This is a genomic window from Umezawaea endophytica (assembly GCF_025061645.1).
GTDB classification, from domain to species: Bacteria; Actinomycetota; Actinomycetes; order Mycobacteriales; family Pseudonocardiaceae; genus Umezawaea; species Umezawaea endophytica.
The window spans coordinates 69134-90503 of the sequence record NZ_JANYMP010000006.1 but is presented as its reverse complement, the minus strand read 5'-3'; the positions used below and the strand labels follow the sequence as shown (position 1 = coordinate 90503).

Below are 21370 nucleotides of genomic sequence, written 5' to 3'. Positions count from 1 at the left end.
TCACCACCCGGCGTCGCCGAGCCAGCCGAGTTCGTTGACCCGCCACGCCAGGTGCATCCGGCTCTGGGCGTTGGCGCGCCGCATGAGGTCCTGCAACCGGCGTTGCAGGGTGCGGCCGCTGACGCCGAGCTGCGTGGCGATCGACTTGTCGCCGACCCCGGCGAGCAGCAGCGACAGGAGTTGCCGCTCGTCCGGGGTCAGCGGCACGTCGGCGCCGCCGTCGATGCGCAGCGGGATCGCCCGCTCCCAGTAGCTCTCGAAGAGGGCGACCAGCGCGCTGAGCAGGCTGCTCTCCATGACCAGCGCGGCGGTCGGCTCTCCGGTGGCGTCGTCGGTGACCAGCGGGCAGAGGGCGATCTTGCGGTCCGCGATGGCGAGCCGGACGGGCAGCGCGGGCAGCGACCGGCCGATCAGGCCCGCGCGGACCGAGGCCATCACCTCGGCCAGCTCGCCCGGCTCCTCCAGCAGCGCCGTCTCGAACACCGCCTGGTACCGCACTCCCCGTGCCAGCGCCTTCGCCTCCTCGTCGTTCTCCGGCGACGACATCGCGATGGGGGCCTTCCGGCAGAACCAGAGCATCTCCTCACGGGCTCCGCGCTGGAGGCTCAGCAACTGGTTCCGGATCGCCTCCGCGCCGGTCACGACGTCCACCAGCCGAGCCGAGTCGCGGCGCCGCGCGCCTCCCCGGTACTCGTCCGCGAGCTGCGACACCGCCGCCCGCGCCTGTTCCAGCTCGGCCTGCCCCTTCACCAGCATCGGACCGAGCAGGACGTCCGGCGGCGCCGCCGCGTACCGCTCGTCGGTGCGGGTGACGAGCCCCTTGGCCAGCAGGACGTCCAGCGTCGCCGTCACCTCGCGGCGGTCGGCGCCGAGCGCTTCGGCCAACGCGTCCGCGTCGCTGCGGTAGCCGCTGACGACGGCCCGGTAGACCCGTTCCTCGGCGGGACCCAGCCCGAGTGCTCCCAGCACGACCACTCCCCACGGTGAGGCCACCACGTTCGCCTGGGGTGACGATACTTTCGCGGCCGATCGACGTGGTCACCTCGGTGTTGCGCTGAGCGCACCCGCCCGCAGCGCCCGCAGGCCGACCGGGACGGCCTCGCCGAGCAGGCCGACGCCGATCGACAGCGTGATCGGGCGGGCGTCGGTGTACATGCTCGCGGTGTAGCCGACGGCCAGGTTCACCGCGAGGGACAGCCCCCAGTAGCCGAACGTCCTGCCGGTGTAGCGCTGGCTCAGCACGCCGTCGCGGGTGAACAGCAGCACGGACGACCCGCGCAGCACGCCCATCGCCAGCCCGACCAGCGAGCTGACGACCAGCCAGAGCACGTCGACGGCGCTCAGGTGGACCTGCGTCAGCGCGTGCGCGCCGATCCCCAGCAGGACCAGCGACGGCACGGCCAGGTCCTTGAGGTCGACCGGTTCGCCGACGGTCCTCTTGACGATCACCGCCACCACCCCGACGACGATCAGCACCCAGGTGATCATGGTTCCCCCTCGTTTGTAGCATGGTCGTGCTACTTAAATTAGCATGCACGTGCTAAAAAGGGGAGTGCCCAGGGTCGTCGATGCCGAAGTCCGCCGCCGCGCCGTCGTGGACGCGCTGTTCCGCGTGGTCCGCAGGGAGGGCGTGGAGCAGGCGTCGCTGCGCAACGTCGCGGACGAGGCCGGGCTGGCGATCGGCTCGGTCCGGCACTACTTCGACAGCCACGACGAACTGCTGGTGTTCGCGCTCCGGGAACTGGAGGAGCGCGTCGAGGTCCGGATGCGGGCCGGGGTGGAGCGGATCTCCGCGGCGGGCACGTCCGGTGAGCGCGGGCCGCTGGTCGAGGCGCTGCTGGGCGAACTGCTGCCGCTCGACGCCGACCGCCACGACGAGTCCGTCATCTGGCTGGCGTTCGTGACCGCCGCGCGCACCCGGCCGTCGCTCCGGCCGTCGGCGCTGCGGCTGCACCAGGGCGTGCGGATGATCGTCGGCAAGGTACTGGCCGGGGCGGTCTCCTACGGGGCGCTGCCCGCCGACCTGGACCTGGACGTCGAGCGGGAACGCCTGGCGGCCCTGCTCGACGGGCTCGCCGTCACCGCCGTGCTGCAACCGGACCTGACGACGCCGGAGGTCATGACCGCGGTGCTGCGCCGCCACCTCGCCGAACTGGCGCGCTGACGGCCGCGGGGGTCAGTCCCGGTTCGGCGCGGTGACGCGCACGTCCCGCGCCGTCAACTCCTGGCCGCAGTCGGTGCACTCGACCTTGGCGCGCACGTCGCCGCCGCAGTCGCGGTGGTGCAGGTCGAACGACGGGCCGTCCTCGGGCGGCATCCACTGCGAGCCCCAGTCGCGCAGCGCCATCATCACCGGGTAGAGAGCGCGGCCCTTCTCGGTGAGCCGGTACTCGTAGCGCGTGCGGGCGTCCTTGTACGCGACGCGGCGCAGGACGCCCTCGTCGACGAGTTCCGCCAGCCGCTCGGTGAGCACGCTGCGGGAGATGTCCATCGTGGTCTGGAAGTCCTCGAAGCGGCGGGTGCCGAGGAAGACCTGGCGCAGCAGCAACAGGGTCCACCTCTCGCCGAGCAGGGCGGCGGAGCGCGAGATCGTGCACTGCGGGTCGGCGAGCTTCGCGTGTGCCATCCATCCAGAATACGCTTGCGTTCGAAAAACAGACTCAGCTATGGTGGCGTTCTGAATCCGAACCCAACTAGGTGGTCGCACCATGATCGGTCCCAGCGTGCGCGCGCTCGACCGCTGGAGCGCGCCGGCAGCCGTCGACGCCGTCTTCGACGGGCTCTCCGACCACAGCCGCTACCTGCGGTTCCACGCCCCGATGCCGCGGCTCACCAAGGCGTTCCGCGACCGGCTCATCGACCTCGACGGCGACGGGCACGCGGCCTGCGTCGCCGAGGTCCTCGGGCAGCCCATCGGCATCTCCCGGCTGGTCCGGACCGGCCAGGGGGCCGCCGAGGTCGCGGTCGCCGTCGTCGACCGCTGGCACCGCCGCGGCGTCGGCCGGATGCTGCTCACCGAGATCGGCGCGCTCGCGGGCAGCCTGGGCTACCTCGAACTGCACGGCGACGTGCTGCCGGAGAACACCCCGATGATGCGGCTGGTCCGCACCGCCATGCCGGGCGTGCGCACGGCCCACGTGGACGGTGTCGTCCACTTCACCTTCCCGGTCGGCTGGGCGTTCGGACTGCCGACCCACGAGGACCTGCTGGCCGCGATCAGCCGCTCCTAGGGCCTCGTCCGCCACCCGGTTCTTGTCGGTGCCCGGCGGTAGCCTGACCCGGTGCCGATCCTGGGACCGTCCGATCCCCTGCCGCACGCACCGAGACGGGTGCTCGTGGCGGGGACGGCGGGCGCGGGCAAGTCGACGATGGCCTGCCGGATAGCGGCCGTGCTCGGCCTGCCGTACGTGGAGTTGGACGCGCTGTTCCACGGTCCGGGGTGGACACCCAGGCCGGAGTTCGCGGCCGAGGTGCGGCGGTTCACCCGCGCGCCCGCGTGGGTGACGGAGTACCAGTACCGGGAGGTGCGGCCGCTCCTGCTCGACGAGGCGGACACCGTCGTCTGGCTCGACCACCCCCGGCACCTGGTGATGAGGAGGCTGGTCCTCCGCACGGTGCACCGGAGACTCGTGGGCACGCACCTGTGGAACGGCAACTACGAGCCGCCGCTGCGCACCGTGCTCACCGACCGCAGGCACCTGTGGCGCTGGGCGTGGAAGTCGCACGCGAGCCTGCGGTTGAAGCTGACCGGTATCCGCGACGGTGAGCACGGCGCCCGGCTCGCGGTGGTGAGGCTGTGCGGGCAGGGAGAGGTGGACCGGTGGCGCGCGGGCCCGCTGCGCCACGCGGCCGGACTCGACGAGGAGTCGCTGCTGTGACGTCATGTCTGTCCCGGAGAGTTCGCCCTGGGGGAGGGGCGTCGGTGGTGCGCGCGCTCCACCGCTTCCAAAACACCCGGTCCGCCGAGGGAGCCCGAAACCGTCTGTCCACTTCGGACCCGGTGTTCTCCGCGGGGCCGCCTCCTCCCCGGCGCGGAGGCCTAGGTGTCCACCGATTGGAGTTGGCATGACCGAGCGGATCGCGTTGGTGCTGGGCGGGACCGGGATGTTGGCCGGGTGCGCGTCGGCGTTGCTGGCCGACGGCTGGCGGGTGGTGCTGCCCAGCCGCAGACCCCGGTTCGGCCTGGCGGCGAGGGCCGCGGTCGTGCCGAGCGGGCACCGGCCGACGGCGGCGGGGCCGCGCGCCCGTGAGATCGCCGCGGACTGGGCCCGGCCCGCCGAACTGGCCGACCGGGTCCGCGCCACCCTCGACGCCCCCGCCGACCTGCTGGTCGCCTGGGTCCACTCGACCTACCGCGAGTCGGTGCTGCGGGCCGTCGCGCCCCTGCTCGCCCCGACCGCGCCGGTGGTGGAGGTGCACGACTCGGGCGCGGCCCACCGGGTCCACGGCCTGCCGGAACCGGTGCTCGACGGCCACCCGACGCAGCAGGTGGTGCTCGGGCACGTGAAGCACGGCGCGGGCACGCGGTGGCTGTCGCACCAGGAGACGGCGGAAGGCGTGCTCGCCGCCGTGCGCCGGGCGCTGGAGGGCAGGTCGCCGTCCACGCACCACGTGGGCGACGTGGACTAGCTCAGGTCCGGGGGCCGAGGCCGCGCACCAGCAGCAGCACCGATTCGCGGACCTCGACCATCGACCGGTCGGGTTGGAACACCTGCCAGTCGAGCGCGACCACCAGCAGCGTGCCGAACAGGGCCGCCGACGCCGTGCCGACCTGGACGCCCTCGGGGAGGCGGCCCGCGTCGTGCACCCGCTGCACCTGCGCCTTGACGATGGACACGATGTCGTCGCGCAGCAGGCTGAGCGTGCCGTGCCACTGGCCGGGCGTCCGCCACAGCTCGCTGACCAGGAGCTGGCCGAAGGCGGGGTACTCGGCGAAGAAGCCGAGCATCCCGTCGACCAGCGCGGCCAGCGCGTCCTCGGTCCCGGACTCCTCCTGGGCCGGGCGCAACCGCGCGGCGAGCAGGTCCACCCCGTGCCGCAGCAGGGCGTCGACCAGCGCGTCCTTGCTGCCGAAGTTGTAGTAGACGGTGCCCTTCGCGACCCCGGCCTCGGCGGCGATCTCGTCCACCGTCACGGACGCCGCGCCGCGCTCGCCGACGAGCTTCAGCGCCGCGTCGAACAGCTTCTGCTTGGTGACCCCGGTGCGGCCGGGCCGGGGGCCGCTCACAGCACGAGTTCCGGCTTCAGCCGCGACGGCGTCCAGACCCGCTGGCGGTACGCGGCGAACGTCGAGACCGCCAGCGCTCCGACGAGGTACGCCACCAGCACCAGCGCGTCGTGGCCGACGCCGCCCAGCTCGCCGCCGTACATGAGGTGGCGCAAGCCGTCCACCGCGTAGCCCATCGGCAAACCGTAGTGCAACGGGTACAGCGGTTCGGGGATGGTCTGCCACGGGAACGTGCCGCCCGCGCTCACGAGCTGGAGGATGAGCAGCACCAGCCCGACGAACTTGCCGACCGCGCCCAGCAGGGCGTTGAGGGCGTGCAGGACCGCGACGAACGTCATCGACGTGAGGAACAGGAACGCCAGCGTGCCGACGGGGTCGCTCGGCCGGATGTCCACGATCAGCGTGACGACGGAGAACATGACGACCACCTGCGCGATGCCGAGCAGTGCGCCGGGCAGCCAGCCGCCGACCGCGACCCGCACTGCGGACTGGCCCGCGGCCAGCGCCCGCCGGGACAGCGGCCGCAGCAGCAGGAAGAGCACGAACGCGCCGATCCACGTGGCCAGCCCGAGGAAGAACGGGGCGAGGCCCGCGCCGTAGGTGCCCGCGGCGGTCTGGCTGACCCCGCGCACGTTCACCGGGTCGCCGATGGTCTTCGCGGTCGACTCGCGGGTCGGGTCATCGGGGTTCGGGATCTGGCCGACGCCCTCGGTGAGCCCGTCGCGGAGTTTGGCCGTGCCGTCGACGAGCTGCTGCTCGCCGTCGCGCAGCTTGGTCGCGCCGTCGCGGAGCTGCACGGCGCCGGACGCGAGGGTGCCCGCGCCGTCGTCGAGCCTGCCGATCGCGTCGGTCAGCGCGGGCGTGGACGCCGCGAGCTGGGCGGCGCCGTCGGACACCTGCTTGGCACCGTCGGCCAACTGCCGGAGTTGACCCGCCGCGCCCTGCACCTTGGTGTTGGCGTCGGTGACCGGCGCCTTGGCCTGGCCCAGCGCCGTCAGGACCTGCTGCACGTCCTCCTCCGGCATGCCCGCGGCCCGCAGCTTCGCCGCGATGTCGCCGTTGACCTGGTCGAGCCCGTTCACCAGCGCCTGCGCCTTCGCGGCGTAGTCCTCGGCCGTCGTCGCGGCCGTCGCGTTGCCGTCGGACACCTGCCTCGCGCCGTTGGCGAGCTGCTGGGACTTGAGCGGCAGGTCCTTCGTCTGCGCCTGGAGCTGGTCCAGCCCGTTCGCCAGGGTGCCCGCGCCCGCGGCCAGCGGGGTGGCGCCGTCCACGAGCTGCTGGGTCCCGGTCAGCGCGGACTGCTGCGCCTCGGCGAGCTTGGTGGCGCCGTCGGCCGCCTCGACGGTCTTCTGCCGGATCGTCGAGAAGCCGAGCAGCAGCCGGTCCGCGGCCTCCTCGCCGATCTTCACCGACACCGAGCGGCGGACCTCCGTGACGACCTGGTTCGCGATGGTGCTGCCGAGGTAGTTGTTGGCGTCGTTGGTGGTCAGCGTGATCACGCCCTGGCGCGGGGTGAAGTCGCCCGAGGAGGAGAGGGCCTGCGAGAAGTCCTCCGGCAGGGTCAGCGCGAACGTGTAGGTGCCGTCGCGGACGCCCTTCTCGGCGTCCTCCGAGCTGACCTGGCGCCAGTCGAACTTGCCGCCCCTGACCAGCTCGTCGGCCACGTCGCGGCCCGCGTGGAGCTGGTCGGTGCCCCGGTCGGCCACGACGAGCGCGGCGGGCACGTGCTTGAGGTTCGAGTACGGGTCCTTGTTGGCGTACAGGTAGAGCGACGCGTACAGCAGCGGCACGAGCGCCAGCGCGAGCAGCGCGAGCTTGGGCAGGGTGCCGGAGCTGACCCGGCGCAGTTCGTTGAGCGCCATCCGGATCGCGGTCACGCCGTCGTCTCCTGAACTTCCGGTTCTTCGGTTTCCACCTCGGGGGTGTTGTCCTCGCCGAGCCGCGCGGCCGGGACGTCCAGCAGCCGCGCCGTGCTGGTCGAGCAGAGCGCCACGACCGAGCGTTCGGGGGAGACCTGCGCCCTGGCCAGCGCCAGCCAGGTCTCCGGGGTGCCGTGGTAGCGGTCGGGGCTGTCGAGGACGAGGGTCCGGACGCCGGGCCGGGCGGCGGCCAGCTCCAGCAGCAGCGCGCACCGCAGGTCCGCGGGCACGTGCTCGAAGCGGCTGTTCGCGTGCGCGTCGGCGCCGTGGTCGACCAGCCAGTCCGCGACGGCCTTGCGACCGCTGCGCCTGCCGATCATGGCCAGTTCCTCGCCGACGACGGTGCTCAGCTTCAGCGCGGCCTCTGGCTCGTTGACCTCCGGCGCGTCCACGAGGGCGACTCGCTCGCGCAGCTCGGCGGGGTCGTCGGAGCCGTCGAGGAGCACGGACCCGGTGCTGGGCCGGAGCCTGCCGGACAGGGCGAGGCCGAGCGCGGTGTGGCCCGCGCCGGGTTCGCCCGCGACGAGCACGAACTCGCCCGCGCCGATCCGCAGCGTGGTCGGCCTCAGCAGCGGGCCGTGTGCCCCCGTGACGCCGACGCGTTGGGCGTGGATCTCCACCATTGCCTCCTTGAACTGACCGGTCAGTTCAAATAGTCGCGCGCAGGGGAGTACCTCGCAACCCGAAGTGGTGTGACGTTCTCGGCAACCTCGCGAAACGGACGGCTCAGCGCAGCGCGGAGGCCGGGCGCACTTCCCACACGGTCCACAGTGGACGATAGCCCTGACGCGGCCAGAACACCGAGGAGAGCGGGTTCGGCGGGTTGTAGTAGAGGTAGGTGCCGACCGTGCCCATCCGGTCCAGCTCGCGGTGCACGTGCGCCATGAGCTGCTGCCCGAGGCCGCCGCCGCGGGCGCCCGGCAGCACGGAGAGGCAGTTCACGTACCCCCAGCGGCCCTGCGGGAGCCTGGTCAGCGAACCGTTCCCCGGCTCCGACCGCACGACGGCGCACTCCGCCATCGCCACCGCGATCCCGTCCTGCTCGGCCAGCCACACCAGGCCGTTGGCCGCCAGCCGCTCGCTGAGCGAACGGCGCTTGAGCGCCGCCGCCTCCGGCCGCGCCATCGTGGAGCCGACCTGGGAGGAGTAGCTCAGCTCGGCCAGCGAGAGCTGGAGGGTCGCCTCGATGTCGTCCGGCCGCGCCCGGCGGATCCGGAGCGTGGACGACGCCCTGACCTCGGTGTGCGGCGCGGCCCGGCGCACGGCGGCCGTCGACAGCGGCACGAGGCCGTGGGCGAGCAGCGCCTTCGTCGCCGAGACGTCGCGGCTCGGCCACGTGACCACGCACGACGAGTCCGGCTCTGCCGTGCCGACGCGGTCCATCGCCTTGCGCCACGACCGCAGCAGCGCGTCCATCCCGTGCCCGCCCGTCGCGCCGAGCAGGGGGGTCAGCTCCCACACCTCGGTGGCCGACCACAGCCTGACCAGGGACGTCCGGTCGTGCACCTGCCTGCGCAGCACGCCGGCCACCCGCGTGCCGTCCGGGAGGGCCGCGGTGAGCACGTCACCGTCGGGCGGGTCCGGCATGGGCGGGAGGAGCGGGTCGAAGGAGGCGAAGTACGCGGACTGGGTGTCCAGCAGTCCTCGACCTACCGTCATGACCTCCACATTACGACCACGGCGCCCGCGCGCGACGGCACGGTTGCGGGCGCGTCGCCGGGTGGACTACCGCTTGCGGGTCCGGAAGATCGCCGTGCCGGGGAACAGCTTCCCGCGCAGCGGGCTCCACTGGCCCCACTCGCGGTCGTGCCCGGCGGGCCACTCGGGTTCGAGCAGGTCCTCCAGCTCCAGACCGGCGTCCGCGAGCTGCCGCACGTAGTCGCCCATCGTCCGGTGGTGCTCCACGTACGTCGCCCGGCCCAGCCCGTCGACCTCGACGTACGGCGTCCGGTCGAAGTACGACTGGGTGACCGTGAGCCCGCTAGGGCCGGGGTCATCCGGGAAGATCCACCTGATCGGGTGAGTCACGGCGAACACCCAGGGCGCGCCGGGCCGCAGCACCCGCGACACCTCGCGCATCACCGCGCCGGAGTCCGCCACGAACGGCACCGCCCCGAACGCCGAGCAGGCGGCGTCGAACGACCCGTCCGCGAACGGCAGCTCGTCCGCGCTCGCCTGGACCAGCGGTACGTCGATCCCGGTCTCGCGGTTCGCGGCGGCGGCGTGCCGCAGCATGCCCGTGGAGATGTCGAACGCGACGGCGCGTGCGCCCTGCGCCGTGAGCCACCGCGCGCACGGCGCCGACCCGCAGCCGACCTCCAGCACCCGCTTGCCCACCACGTCGCCGAGCAGCCGCGCGTCCTCCTCGCGGACCCCCTCCGGGCACCACACGAAGTCGGCCGCGCCGAGGAAGTCGCCGTGCTCGGCGTGGTAGTCGTCGGCGTCGGCGTCCCACCAGATCCGGTTGGCGGTGCGCGACTCGGCGGCGTCCACGGGCCTCTTGGCGATCCCGGTCGTGCCGAGGGTGAGTTCGGCACTGGCGTGCTGCGTGGACACACTGCTCCTAACGTGGGGGTACCGGTTTGCCCGCTGGTCGCGAAGCCGCGTACGATACCGCCTGCGTAGTGGGTTAGCTCTGCCCATGATCCAGTAGCACGAAAACTGGCCTGTGGGGGTCGGGTGTGCCCGCCGCGCGACGCACTTTGCAGGCCACCCAATCCCAATCCGTACCGGAGCCACCTACCTAATGTCCACCGACACCACCATTGTCCCGGTCGCCAAGGCGCCGAAGCAGGTCGCGATCAACGATATCGGTACGGAGGAGGACTTCCTCGCCGCTATCGACAAGACGATCAAGTACTTCAACGACGGCGACATCGTCGAGGGCACGATCGTCAAGGTCGACCGGGACGAGGTCCTGCTCGACATCGGCTACAAGACCGAGGGCGTCATCCCCTCGCGCGAGTTGTCGATCAAGCACGACGTTGACCCCAACGATGTTGTGAAGGTCGGCGACGAGGTCGAGGCCCTCGTTCTCCAGAAGGAGGACAAGGAAGGTCGGCTGATCCTCTCCAAGAAGCGCGCTCAGTACGAGCGCGCGTGGGGCACCATCGAGGCGCTCAAGGAGAAGGACGAGCCGGTCAAGGGCACCGTCATCGAGGTGGTCAAGGGTGGTCTGATCCTCGACATCGGCCTGCGCGGCTTCCTCCCCGCGTCGCTCGTCGAGATGCGCCGCGTGCGCGACCTCCAGCCCTACGTCGGCCGCGAGCTCGAAGCCAAGATCATCGAGCTGGACAAGAACCGCAACAACGTGGTCCTGTCCCGCCGCGCGTGGCTGGAGCAGACGCAGTCCGAGGTGCGCAGCGAGTTCCTCAACCAGCTCCAGAAGGGCCAGGTCCGCAAGGGCGTCGTGTCCTCGATCGTCAACTTCGGTGCCTTCGTGGACCTCGGTGGCGTCGACGGCCTGGTGCACGTCTCGGAGCTGTCCTGGAAGCACATCGACCACCCGTCCGAGGTTGTCGAGGTCGGCCAGGAAGTCACCGTCGAGGTCCTCGACGTCGACATGGAGCGCGAGCGCGTGTCGCTGTCGCTCAAGGCGACGCAGGAAGACCCGTGGCGCCAGTTCGCCCGCACGCACGCCATCGGCCAGATCGTGCCCGGCAAGGTCACGAAGCTGGTTCCGTTCGGCGCGTTCGTCCGCGTGGACGAGGGCATCGAGGGCCTGGTGCACATCTCCGAGCTGGCCGAGCGCCACGTCGAGATCCCGGAGCAGGTCGTGCAGGTCGGCGACGACGTCATGGTCAAGGTCATCGACATCGACCTGGACCGCCGCCGCATCTCCCTCTCGCTGAAGCAGGCGAACGAGGGCTTCACGGTCGACTCCGAGTTCGACCCGACGCAGTACGGCATGGCCGCCGAGTACGACGCCGAGGGCAACTACATCTACCCCGAAGGCTTCGACGTCGAGAGCCAGGAGTGGCAGGAAGGCTTCGACAAGCAGCGTGAGGAGTGGGAGCGTCAGTACGCTGAGGCCCACACCCGTTACGAGGCCCACATGAAGCAGGTCGCCAAGGCCGCTGCCGCTGAGGAAGAAGCCGCGGGGGAGACCAACTACTCCTCCGGTGGCGACGCCCCGGCCGCCGCGTCCAGCACCGGCGCCCCGGCCCAGTCCGGCGGCACCCTTGCCAGCGACGAGCAGCTCGCCCTCCTCCGCGAGAAGCTGTCGGGCGGCGCCTGATCCTCACGGATCACCAGCCAAACTGACTGACGAAGCCCCGCACCACGCAAGTGGTGCGGGGCTTCGCCGTTCCCGCACAACGAACGCCACGGCCCACACGCGCCAGCCACCACCAGCAGTAGGCACGTCCAAGCCCCCACTCACCGCAGCCAACCAACACAACCCGCGGCACCACCCAAGCGGCACAAGCCCCACTAACCACAAACAACCATCGCGACCCACCGCCAACCGCACCCGACAACGCACCACGGGCCGAACCCAGACCCCACCCGCCCCCCGATCCCCAGCGCGTTCGTGCTTTGCCCTGCTTTGTCAAGGCATCTTTCCCGCCTTGACAAAGCAGGGCAAAGCATCGAAACAATCAAAAAATCGGGGAGAGGCCACCCCACCCGACCACCCACCTACCCACTCCCCGCCTTCCGACCCCACCCCCTCCGCACCTCGCACCCACCCACCTTCTGGCCCGCCTCGATCCCCATCACCCCCACCCCGACCACACCTCGAACCCACCCCCACTCACACCCCCGATCAGGTCAACCCCAAACACCACCCACCTCCACCCGGCATGCCGCTTGGATTCGACCTTCCGGCCTACTAGGTTCGGTCTCCTATGGCTGGCGTCGGGTTCCAGAAGCTGTCGGTAGGTTGGGTGATGGCCTTGTGCGCCATGGCTTTGGTGGCTTGCGCGACACCGAAGCGCGAAGCCGCGCCGCCCCCGCGAATCCCCACGATCGTGGTCCCCACTTCGGTGACCCGTACCCCGGTGATGGCCGACCGCCCCCTCCCCGAGGGCTGCGAGATGATCGTCCCGACCGAACAGGTCGCGCAGGCGATCGGCCAGGAACTCCCCAAGCCGACGGAGATCATCGGCATCCCCGAGCCGAGCATCGCCCGCACCGGCAAGATCGACTGCTACCACGGCATCCCGGCGGGCAAGGGGCTCACCGACGCGATCCTGGTCATCGGCGTCTCCACGTTCGCCGACGACGCCTCGGCGGCCCAGCGGATCGCCGAGAGCACGGAGTCCGAACGCCGGGACGGCGCGGTCGTCACCGACGTCGAGGTCGGCAAGCAGCGCGGCACCCTGCTGTCCACCCCCGTGGAGCACATCCTCATCGGCTCGCTCGGCAAGTCGACCTTCGTCGTCAGGGCCAAAGCGGGCCTCCTCCCGGACGACAAGCTGCCCGCGGTCATGTCCGGATTCGCCGTCCAGTCGATGACCCAGCAGATCTCCTGAAAGACTGGCCCCATGTTGCGCGTGGGGCTCTCAGGGGGAATCGGGTCGGGCAAGTCGACGGTCGCCAAGAGGCTGGCCGAGCACGGGGCCGTGGTGATCGACTCCGACAAGCTGGCCCGCGAGGTGGTGGAGCCGGGCACCGAGGGCCTGGCGCAGATCGTCGCGGCGTTCGGCGCCGACGTCCTGGACGAGCACGGCGCCCTCAACCGCGGAGCCCTGGCGGCCAAGGTCTTCACCGACGACACGGCCCGCCAGACCTTGAACGGCATCATTCACCCGAAGGTGGGCGCCCGAACGGCTGAACTCATCGCGGGTGCCGCACAGGACGCCGTCGTCGTCCACGACGTCCCCCTGCTCGTCGAGAACGGCCTGGCCCCGGCGTACCACCTGGTGCTGATCGTCCACGCCGCCGAGGAGGACCGCGTTCACCGGCTGGTGACCGCGCGCGGCATGGCCGAGCAGGACGCCCGCAACCGGATCGCGGCCCAGGCCGACGACGAGCAGCGGCGGGCGGCGGCCGACGTGTGGCTGGACAACTCCGGCACCCCTGACCTGGTCCTGGCGGCCGTGGACGAGCTGTGGGCCGACCGACTGGTCCCGTTCGAGGCGAACGTCCGCCTTCACCGCCGGGTGTCCGGCCGCCCCAAGGTGGTGCCGTACGACGAGACCTGGCCGCGGCAGGCGAAGCGGATCGCCGCGCGCGTCGCACTGGCGGCGGGTGGCCTGCGGGTCGAGCACATCGGCTCGACCGCCGTGCCGGGGCTGGCGGCGAAGGACGTCGTCGACCTCCAGTTGGGCGTCCCGTCGCTCGAGGCGGCGGACGAGCTGGCCGAGAGCCTGGGCGCCGCGGGGTTCCCGCTGGTGCACAAGGACGCCGAGGACGTGCCGAAGCCCGAAGGCGCGGACCAGGCGCTGTGGCGGAAGCGGTTCCACGCGGGAGCGGACCCGCGCAGGCTCGTCAACCTGCACGTCCGGGTCGAGGGCGGCCCGGCGTGGGAGTGGGCGCTGCGGTTCCGCGACTGGCTGCTGGCCAACCCCGCCGAGGTGGCGGACTACCAGGAGTTGAAGCTGAAGCTGTCGGCCGAGTTCGCCTCGGACGAGACGTGGGAGCACTACGCGGACGCCAAGGAGCCGTGGATGGCGGCGGCGTCCGAGCGGATGGGCTACAGCGGCGGCCAGACCTCGTAGAGGCCGCGGTGCATCAGCCACGACGTCATGTCGTGGCGGTGCAGGCTGATCTCCTCCAGCGTCCGGTGCACGGTCCGCAGCGCCAGGTCCGCGTCACCCGAGCGGAGGACGCGGCCCGCGACGGCGGCGGCGAACTCCTCGGAGCGCACGATCCGCGCGGTGGTGCCGCCGGGGACGGCGAGGCCCAGCAGGAGGTCGGTGGTGCGCCACGACCGGCCGTCGCGCTCCACGCGGACCGCCGTGAGCACGCTCGGCGCCCGCCGCGCGTGCCTCGATCGAGGGCGGTGGTGGGTGAGCCGCAGACCCAGGTCCGGGATCAGCCAGGTGACCTCGGAGTCGGAGAACGGGTCCTCCGGCGTAGGGCACTCCATCCGCAGGCCCCACCGTTCGACCTCACAGGTCGTCAGGTGTCGCGACATCCCGGAGGAGTAGCTGCGAACAGCGCTTATGGTGTCGACCGTGTCGACGAGCTGAGGTGTGATGACCGCTCCCACGCGACCCGAGGGTAGCCCTAAGTGTGCGTTCGGTAACCCTCCGGGTCGATTTGTTACATCACGGATTGGGGTATCAAAACACTGTCAGTACTACCGGCGTCGCCAGGTCGTGACTGCTCCCTGGGACGCCAGCCAGCGGATCGCGTCGAACCCGTGCGCGGAGATGCCCGCGACCGCCCGGTAGGTCGTCTCCAGCGCCCACTGCGCGCGCGGCGCCTGGACCAGGCCCGCGGCCAGCGCGGCGAGCAGCTCGTCGGTGTCCAGCACGGTCACGCCGCGCCCGGTGCGCACGATCAGGTCCAGGTAGAGGTCGATCGTCTTCCACACCGTGCCGCTGGAGGTGATCTCGACGACGTCCACGTACAGGTCGTAGTCACGCTCGTGGCCGGGGTGCCACGACTGCCGGGTGACGCGCAGCCCGAACGAGGGCAGCAGCCACGACTCGAAGTGCGAGAGCTGCGGGTGGCCGGGCACCGGGCGGAACATGTACAGCCCGTGCGGCGTCGTCCGGTACTCCTCCACCCCCCGCAGGTGGCCCTTGGGGTCGGTGTTGCTCTTCGCGTCCAGGTCGAAGTACTCGATCTTGGGCGGGTGGATGTGCGCCACGGGGGCGGCCTCCTGCGTGTGCATCCCGTTATCTTGCCGAGTCCAACCGTCTGCCGATATTGCTACATTCGGCTGAATCCGCTGTTTAAGATCCGCGCATGTTCGGGATCATCCGCCCCTGTCGCACCCGCCTCGGCCCTGAGCTGAGCGAGGCCTGGCTCGCCCACCTGTGCGGCCTCTGCCTGGCGCTGCGCGACGACCACGGCCAGTTCGCGAGGGTCGTCACCAACTACGACGGGCTGGCGATCTCGGCGATGGTCGAGGCCCAGTCGCCCGCCGGGACCGGCCGCCGCGCAGCGGGTCCGTGCCCGCTGCGCGGCATGAGGTCGGCCGACGTCTCCCACGGTCGGGGCGCCCGGCTGGCCGCGACGGTCTCGCTCGTCCTCGCCTCGGCGAAGGTCCGCGACCACGTCGAGGACGGTGACGGCGTGTTCGCCCGCCGCGCCGCCAGGGGCGTGGGCCGCAGGGTCGCGTCGCGGTGGGCCGACCAGGCCGCCGAGACCGGCGCGGACCTCGGGTTCGACACGTCGGTGCTGGTCGAGGCCGTGCGCAGGCAGGAGGAGGTCGAGGCGACCGCAGGCTTGGGCAGCTCGGTCCTGCTGGTCACCGAACCGACCGAGACCGCCACCGGCGAGGCGTGCGCGCAGACCGCCGTGCTCGCGGGTCGCCCCGGCAACGTCGTCCCGCTGCGCGAGGTCGGCAGGCTGTTCGGACGGCTCGCGCACCTGCTGGACGCCGTGGAAGACCTCGAGGCCGACCGCGCGTCCGGGGCGTGGAACCCGCTGACGGCCACCGGCACGGACCTCGCCGAGGCGCGGCGGCTGTGCGACGACGCGGCGCTCGGCATCAAGCTCGCGCTGCGCGAGGCGACGTTCACCGACGACCGGCTGGTGCACGTGCTGTTCGTGCACGAGCTGAAGCAGTCGATCGCGCGCGCGTTCGGCGACCCGCACGCCCACCAGCCACCCCCACCGCCCGGCTGGCAGCCCGACCCCGGCATGTACCCGCCCGCCGCCCAGCCACCGCCCTACCAGCCGCCGCCCGGCCAGGAGAACACCTACGGCCAGCACGCCCCGCCGCCCGTGCCGCCGCCCGGCGCGCCCGGTGGTGGGACGCCGCCCGGCCCGCCGCCACCGGGCAAGAAGGGCCGCAAGCGTCGCGAGAACCCCGGTCCGGGGCGGTTCCTGTGGGCGTGGCCGAAGCTGGTCGCGCCGCCGCACGGCCGCAACGCCCTCGCGGGCTGCCTCGCCGTGCTCTACCAGTGCGGCACCTGCCAGTACTGCTGCCGCGACCCGTTCCCCGGCCCGTGGAGCGGCAAGTGGCACGAGGCCTGCTGCAACAACTGCGACGGCTGTGACTGCTGCGACTGCGACTGCTGCGGGTGCGATTGCAGTTGACGGGGGGTTTGACCTGCGCCGATCAGAAATTGTCGGACCCCAGGCGTACCTTCGTGCTGTGGCATTCCCTACCGAGATCCCCGCTGAGGACGCGACCCCCAAGGCGCACTCGCAGTTCCGGCCCGTCGGCGACATCCCCCGCACCGACGGGCAGTTCCGCATGGTCGCCGACTACGAGCCCGCGGGCGACCAGCCCGCGGCGATCGCCGACCTGGAACGCCGCATCCGCCGCGGCGAGAAGGACATCGTGCTGCTCGGCGCCACCGGCACCGGCAAGTCCGCCACGACGGCGTGGCTGGTCGAGAAGGTGCAGCGGCCGACGCTCGTGATGGCGCCCAACAAGACGCTCGCCGCGCAGTTGGCGAACGAGCTGAAGGGCTTCTTCCCGGACAACGCGGTCGAGTACTTCGTCAGCTACTACGACTACTACCAGCCAGAGGCGTACATCCCGCAGACGGACACGTACATCGAGAAGGACTCCTCGGTGAACGACGACGTCGAGCGCCTCCGCCACGCGGCGACGATGAGCCTGCTGACCAGGCGCGACGTGATCGTGGTCGCCTCGGTGTCGTGCATCTACGGCCTCGGCACCCCGCAGTCGTACCTCGACCGGTCGATCTCGCTGGCCGTCGGCGCGGAGGTCGACCGCGACCTGTTCCTGCGCGCGCTGGTCGACGTGCAGTACACCCGCAACGACATCGCGTTCGCGCGCGGCACGTTCCGGGTGCGCGGCGACACGGTGGAGATCATCCCGGCGTACGAGGAGCTGGCCATCCGGGTCGAGTTCTTCGGCGACGAGATCGACAAGCTGTACTACCTGCACCCGTTGACCGGCGACGTGATCCGCGAGGTCGACGACCTGCGGATCTTCCCCGCCACGCACTACGTGGCGGGCGCGGAGCGCATGGAGCGGGCGATCGGCGACATCGAGCGCGAGCTGGAGGAGTCGCTGGCGAAGATGGAGCGCCAGGGCAAGCTCCTCGAAGCGCAGCGGCTGCGGATGCGCACCAGCTACGACCTGGAGATGATGCGCCAGGTCGGGTTCTGCAACGGCATCGAGAACTACTCGCGCCACATCGACGACCGCCCGGCGGGCTCGGCCCCGGCGACGTTGATCGACTACTTCCCGGACGACTTCCTGCTGGTGGTCGACGAGTCGCACGTGACGGTCCCGCAGATCGGCGGCATGTACGAGGGCGACGCGTCCCGCAAGCGCAACCTCGTCGAGCACGGCTTCCGCCTGCCCAGCGCGCTGGACAACCGGCCGCTGACGTGGGAGGAGTTCGCCGACCGCATCGGTCAGACGGTGTACCTGTCGGCCACGCCCGGCCCGTACGAGATCGGCCAGGCGGGCGGCGAGTTCGTCGAGCAGGTCATCCGCCCGACCGGCCTGATCGACCCCGAGGTCATCGTGAAGCCGACCGAGGGCCAGATCGACGACCTGGTCCACGAGATCCGCAGCCGCGCCGAGCGCGACGAGCGGGTGCTGGTCACGACCCTGACCAAGAAGATGTCCGAGGACCTCACGGACTACCTCCTGGAACTGGGCATCCGGGTCCGCTACCTGCACTCGGAGGTCGACACCCTGCGCCGCATCGAGCTGCTCCGGCAGCTCCGGCTCGGCGACTACGACGTCCTGATCGGCATCAACCTCCTCCGGGAAGGCCTCGACCTGCCCGAGGTGTCGCTGGTGGCGATCCTCGACGCCGACAAGGAGGGCTTCCTCCGCTCCGGCACCAGCCTCATCCAGACCATCGGTCGCGCGGCGCGCAACGTCTCCGGCCAGGTCCACATGTACGCGGACCGCGTCACCGACTCGATGCGCCACGCCATCGACGAGACGAACCGCAGGCGGGCCAAGCAGATCGCGTACAACACCGAACGCGGCCTCGACCCGCAGCCGCTGCGGAAGAAGATCACCGACATCCTCGAACAAGTCTACGCCGAGGCGGAGGACGCCATCGAGGTCGGCGGTTCGGGCCGCAACGCGTCGCGCGGCAAGCGCTCGACCGGCGAGGCGGGCGGAGGCCGCAGCTCCGGCGTCCTCGCGGACAAGGACCGCTCAGGCATGGCCCGCTCGGAACTGGCCGACCTCGTCCAGCAGCTCACAGACCAGATGATGGCCGCCGCGCGCGACCTCCAGTTCGAACTGGCGGGCCGTCTGCGCGACGAGATCCAGGACCTCAAGAAGGAGCTGCGAGGCATGGACGCCGCAGGCGTCAAGTAACCCGACCCCGACCCCCGACCCCCCGGCACCGAGGCTGCCGACGACCTGGGTCCCGACTACCGAGGCTCCCGATGACCTGGGTCCCGGCTGACCGAGGCTCCCGATGACCTGGGTCCCGGCTGACCGAGGCTCCCGACGACCTGAGTCCCGGCTGACCGAGGCTCCTGACGACGTGAGTCCTGACCACCCAGGTTGCCGACGACCTGGTTCCCGACCACCTGGTCACCTGGCTCCCAGCCCTCGACCCTCGCCCCCGACACCCTGGCTCCCGACCTGCTGGTCACCTGGCTACCCGACTCCCGGCCTCGACCTTCACCAACCTCCTGACCACCGCCGACCTCCAGTCCCCGGCCACCGCCGGGGAGCAGGCTCCGGCCATCACAGACCTCCCGGCCACCGCCGGGACCACTGGCTCAGCGCCCCGCGACTCGCTTCCTCGTCTCGTGGGGCGCTGTCCGACTACTTGGACCCTGCGTTGGGCGCGGGGTGGTGGGGCGGGGGAGTGCTGGGTCGTGCGGGTGGGTGCGAGACCGTGCGGGTGAGGCGTCGTCGGCCTGGTCGGCTGGTGACTGCCGAAGTCACACAGCCGTCGCCTCGCGGAACGTCCTGATAGCGGACCTGATGCTGCTGTCGGGGTGGTCGAGTGTGGTCAGGATTGCCTCGACGGCCGTGCGCTGCGCGGGGTTGGCGGACCAGTACGTCGACGGCAGGCGGAGGACGGAGACCAGTACGTCGCCTGGGTAGTAGTCGCCTTCGAGCAGCGGGTTCTGTTCGAGCAGGGTCACTGTGCGGGGGACCAGCACGTCCAAGCCGACCTGCTGGCCCACCAGCACCCGCAGGTCCTCGGGTTGGAGCGTGCCGATCGGTCTGCGCCGCAGTTCGTAGACCGTTCTCATCAACGCGGTGGCGTCCGACGGCACGGCGCCCCAACGGCCGTCCACCTCGTCCAGGGACAGGCCGTCAGTCGTCATCAGGCACCTTCCACGTCGCTTGGCCACTCCGGGCCATCTTTCCCCACCGCGCGGTGGTAGGTCACCGTGAGTGCCCACTTCGGACGGTGCGGTGGGAAGGCCCCGGCGGTTAGGTGCGGGAACCGGTGGACCAGGGCGGTTGGGGAGCGAGTGACCTCAATGACTGAGCGCACACGGACTACGGTGGGTGCCGTCAGTGACGCGGTCGACTCCGGAGGTACCTCGCGTGGCTTACTCAGCCGAGATCAGCAGGGTCAACCCGACCTGCTTCGTGTTCCTCGTGGACCAGTCCGCGTCCATGAACGACCCCATCGGTGGCGACAGCCCCCAGCGCAAGGCGGACGTGGTCGCGGACGCGATCAACCGGCTGCTGACCGAGCTGTCCGTCAAGTGCGCCAAGGAAGAGGGCGTGCGCGACTACTTCCACGTCGCCGTCATCGGGTACGGCAGTTCCGTCGGCTCGGCGTACGCGGGTGCGCTGGCGGGGCGTGACCTGGTGCCGTTGAGCGAGGTGGCCGACAACCCCGCGCGGGTCGAGGAGCGGGTCAAGAAGGTGCCGGACGGCGCGGGCGGGCTGGTCGAGACGACGACCCGGTTCCCCGTCTGGATGGACCCGGTGGCGAACGCGGGCACGCCGATGGGGCGGGCGCTCCAGTACGCGGAGTCGATCGTGTCGAAGTGGCTGGTGGACCACCCCGGCTGCTTCCCGCCGATCGTGCTGAACCTGACCGACGGCGAGGCGACCGACGGCGACCCGGACGGTCCCGCCTCCGGCATCCGGGCGCACGCCAGCGCGGACGGCGCGGCGCTGCTGTTCAACCTGCACGTGTCGGCCGGTGACGCCGAGCCGGTGACGTTCCCGGACACGGACACGACCCTGCCGGACGCGTACTCGAAGACGCTGTTCGGCATGTCCAGCGTGCTGCCGACGGACATGCGGTCCTACGCCGCCACGCAGGGCTTCTCGGTCAGCGACGCGACGCGCGGGTTCGTCTACAACGCCGACATCGCGTCGATCGTGCAGTTCCTCGACATCGGTACTCGCGCCACCGACCTGCGCTGACGCCGATGTGGGCCTACGTTTCGACGCTGTCGGTGCCGAAGGACGGCGCCACGGCGGAGGAGTGCGAGGACGCGTCCGTCGTGGTGCCGCTGATCGCGTCGGACGAGCCGACGGACGGGCCGGTGTCCGTCGCGGTCGCGGACGGCGCCTCGGAGAGCCTGCTGGCGCGGCCGTGGGCGCGGGTGCTGGTCGACTCGACGGTGGAGGCGGTGCGGGCGAAGCCCGAGGTGCTGCACAGCGAGGCCGGGTTCGCCCGTGTCGTGCTGGGCGCCGTCGACGACTGGGACACCTGGCTCGCGACGTACATCGCGGAACGCGAGGAGACCGCCCGGCCGATCAAGTGGTACGAGCAGCCGGGGCTGGAGCGGGGCGCGTACGCGACGCTGCTCGCGTTCCACCTCACCGACGTCGGGCTGTGGCACGCCGCGGCGCTGGGGGATAGCTGCCTGTTCCAGGTGCGCGCGGACAGCATGCTGCGGGCGTTCCCGGTCGACACGGCGGTCGCGCTCGGCACGTCGCCCGCGCTGCTGAACAGCCGCAACCGCGACGACGAGCTGATCGCGTCCAACGCGTTCGTCGCGGGTGGCGACTACCAGGAGGGCGACCAGTTCTTCCTGGGCACGGACGCGCTCGCGCACTGGTTCCTGACCGAGGTCGAGCAGGAGGACTGCCCGTGGGAGGTCCTGCGGGACCTGAGCGCCGCGGGCAGCGTCGACGAGTTCGCCGAGTGGGTGGCCACCGAGCGCGCGGGCGGCCGGATGAAGAACGACGACGTGACGCTCGTGCACGTCGACCTGGGGTAGG

The 21370-nt window shown here is 71.3% G+C and carries 22 protein-coding genes; 11 read left to right on the top strand and 11 right to left on the bottom strand.

Features of this window, described 5'->3' with window-relative positions; translation table 11 throughout:
* Complete coding sequence (locus NZH93_RS14895; RefSeq protein WP_259623654.1) at nt 1–969, bottom strand: helix-turn-helix transcriptional regulator; 969 nt, start codon at nt 967–969, stop codon at nt 1–3.
* 69 nt (nt 970–1038) lie between these two features.
* A complete protein-coding gene (locus NZH93_RS14890) occupies nt 1039–1488 on the bottom strand; it encodes a DUF1453 domain-containing protein (protein ID WP_259623653.1) in 450 nt (149 codons plus the stop codon).
* A 43-nt stretch (nt 1489–1531) separates the two neighbouring features.
* Between NZH93_RS14890 and NZH93_RS14885 the strand changes: the two genes are divergently transcribed.
* Entirely contained in the window at nt 1532–2164 is a 633-nt protein-coding gene (locus tag NZH93_RS14885; protein WP_259623652.1) for a TetR/AcrR family transcriptional regulator, read from the top strand.
* Nucleotides 2165–2176: 12 nt separating this feature from the next.
* On the opposite strand, the gene NZH93_RS14880 is transcribed toward NZH93_RS14885, so the two are convergent.
* Nucleotides 2177–2626 carry a winged helix-turn-helix transcriptional regulator gene (locus tag NZH93_RS14880; protein WP_259623651.1) on the bottom strand — a complete coding sequence of 150 codons (450 nt, stop codon included), beginning with the start codon at nt 2624–2626 and terminating at the stop codon, nt 2177–2179.
* An 82-nt stretch (nt 2627–2708) separates the two neighbouring features.
* Here NZH93_RS14880 and NZH93_RS14875 point away from each other — a divergent pair, with 82 nt between their 5' ends.
* The 3 genes from NZH93_RS14875 (at nt 2709) to NZH93_RS14865 (ending at nt 4629) form a co-directional block, all read left to right on the top strand.
* Nucleotides 2709–3230 carry a GNAT family N-acetyltransferase gene (locus NZH93_RS14875; protein ID WP_259623650.1) on the top strand — a complete coding sequence of 174 codons (522 nt, stop codon included), beginning with the start codon at nt 2709–2711 and terminating at the stop codon, nt 3228–3230.
* Between the two features lie 51 nt (nt 3231–3281).
* On the top strand, nt 3282–3878 hold the full coding sequence (locus NZH93_RS14870) for a P-loop NTPase family protein (RefSeq protein WP_259623649.1): 597 nt from the start codon (nt 3282–3284) through the stop codon (nt 3876–3878).
* Nucleotides 3879–4065: 187 nt separating this feature from the next.
* Nucleotides 4066–4629: a Rossmann-fold NAD(P)-binding domain-containing protein gene (locus NZH93_RS14865; RefSeq protein ID WP_259623648.1), complete on the top strand. Its 564-nt coding sequence runs from the start codon at nt 4066–4068 to the stop codon at nt 4627–4629.
* Between the two features lies 1 nt (nt 4630).
* Here NZH93_RS14865 and NZH93_RS14860 read toward each other — a convergent pair whose 3' ends face one another.
* The 5 genes from NZH93_RS14860 to NZH93_RS14840 form a co-directional block, all read right to left on the bottom strand.
* On the bottom strand, nt 4631–5227 hold the full coding sequence (locus NZH93_RS14860; protein WP_259623647.1) for a TetR/AcrR family transcriptional regulator: 597 nt from the start codon (nt 5225–5227) through the stop codon (nt 4631–4633).
* Complete coding sequence (locus tag NZH93_RS14855; protein WP_259623646.1) at nt 5224–7104, bottom strand: YhgE/Pip domain-containing protein; 1881 nt, start codon at nt 7102–7104, stop codon at nt 5224–5226. Before NZH93_RS14855 ends, NZH93_RS14860 begins: the two co-directional genes overlap by 4 nt.
* The gene (locus tag NZH93_RS14850) at nt 7101–7766 is read right to left on the bottom strand and encodes an ATP-binding cassette domain-containing protein (RefSeq protein WP_259623645.1); all 666 of its coding nucleotides are present in this window, start codon (nt 7764–7766) and stop codon (nt 7101–7103) included. The genes NZH93_RS14855 and NZH93_RS14850 overlap by 4 nt, the downstream gene beginning before the upstream one ends.
* A 106-nt stretch (nt 7767–7872) precedes the next feature.
* On the bottom strand, nt 7873–8805 hold the full coding sequence (locus NZH93_RS14845; protein WP_259623644.1) for a GNAT family N-acetyltransferase: 933 nt from the start codon (nt 8803–8805) through the stop codon (nt 7873–7875).
* 66 nt (nt 8806–8871) lie between these two features.
* Nucleotides 8872–9702 carry a class I SAM-dependent methyltransferase gene (locus NZH93_RS14840; protein ID WP_259623643.1) on the bottom strand — a complete coding sequence of 277 codons (831 nt, stop codon included), beginning with the start codon at nt 9700–9702 and terminating at the stop codon, nt 8872–8874.
* Between the two features lie 190 nt (nt 9703–9892).
* On the opposite strand from NZH93_RS14840, the gene rpsA reads away from it, so the two are divergent.
* From rpsA to coaE, 3 genes are all read left to right on the top strand, one after another.
* Nucleotides 9893–11383 carry a 30S ribosomal protein S1 gene (rpsA, locus tag NZH93_RS14835; RefSeq protein WP_259623642.1) on the top strand — a complete coding sequence of 497 codons (1491 nt, stop codon included), beginning with the start codon at nt 9893–9895 and terminating at the stop codon, nt 11381–11383.
* 748 nt (nt 11384–12131) lie between these two features.
* The gene (locus NZH93_RS14830; protein ID WP_259623641.1) at nt 12132–12620 is read left to right on the top strand and encodes a hypothetical protein; all 489 of its coding nucleotides are present in this window, start codon (nt 12132–12134) and stop codon (nt 12618–12620) included.
* A 12-nt stretch (nt 12621–12632) separates the two neighbouring features.
* A complete protein-coding gene (gene coaE / locus NZH93_RS14825; RefSeq protein WP_259623640.1) occupies nt 12633–13808 on the top strand; it encodes a dephospho-CoA kinase in 1176 nt (391 codons plus the stop codon).
* Here coaE and NZH93_RS14820 read toward each other — a convergent pair.
* Entirely contained in the window at nt 13784–14302 is a 519-nt protein-coding gene (locus NZH93_RS14820) for a ribonuclease FAU-1 family protein (protein WP_259623639.1), read from the bottom strand. The genes coaE and NZH93_RS14820 overlap by 25 nt on opposite strands.
* Nucleotides 14303–14392: 90 nt before the next feature.
* Nucleotides 14393–14932 (bottom strand): ribonuclease FAU-1 family protein, encoded by a 540-nt coding sequence (locus NZH93_RS14815; RefSeq protein WP_259623638.1) that lies wholly within the window; start codon nt 14930–14932, stop codon nt 14393–14395.
* Nucleotides 14933–15006: 74 nt separating this feature from the next.
* Between NZH93_RS14815 and NZH93_RS14810 the strand changes: the two genes are divergently transcribed.
* Nucleotides 15007–16305: a DUF5685 family protein gene (locus NZH93_RS14810; protein ID WP_259623637.1), complete on the top strand. Its 1299-nt coding sequence runs from the start codon at nt 15007–15009 to the stop codon at nt 16303–16305.
* Between the two features lie 58 nt (nt 16306–16363).
* A complete protein-coding gene (gene uvrB, locus NZH93_RS14805) occupies nt 16364–18532 on the top strand; it encodes an excinuclease ABC subunit UvrB (RefSeq protein WP_308214200.1) in 2169 nt (722 codons plus the stop codon).
* A 578-nt stretch (nt 18533–19110) separates the two neighbouring features.
* Here the strand turns inward: uvrB and NZH93_RS14800 are convergent.
* On the bottom strand, nt 19111–19503 hold the full coding sequence (locus tag NZH93_RS14800; protein WP_259623636.1) for a contact-dependent growth inhibition system immunity protein: 393 nt from the start codon (nt 19501–19503) through the stop codon (nt 19111–19113).
* Between the two features lie 226 nt (nt 19504–19729).
* Between NZH93_RS14800 and NZH93_RS14795 the strand changes: the two genes are divergently transcribed.
* Both NZH93_RS14795 and NZH93_RS14790 read left to right on the top strand, forming a co-directional pair.
* Nucleotides 19730–20566: a vWA domain-containing protein gene (locus NZH93_RS14795; protein ID WP_259623635.1), complete on the top strand. Its 837-nt coding sequence runs from the start codon at nt 19730–19732 to the stop codon at nt 20564–20566.
* A 5-nt stretch (nt 20567–20571) separates the two neighbouring features.
* Nucleotides 20572–21369, top strand: a complete 798-nt coding sequence (locus NZH93_RS14790) for a hypothetical protein (RefSeq protein WP_259623634.1) — start codon at nt 20572–20574, stop codon at nt 21367–21369.
* The last annotated feature ends 1 nt before the right edge of the window (nt 21370 follow it).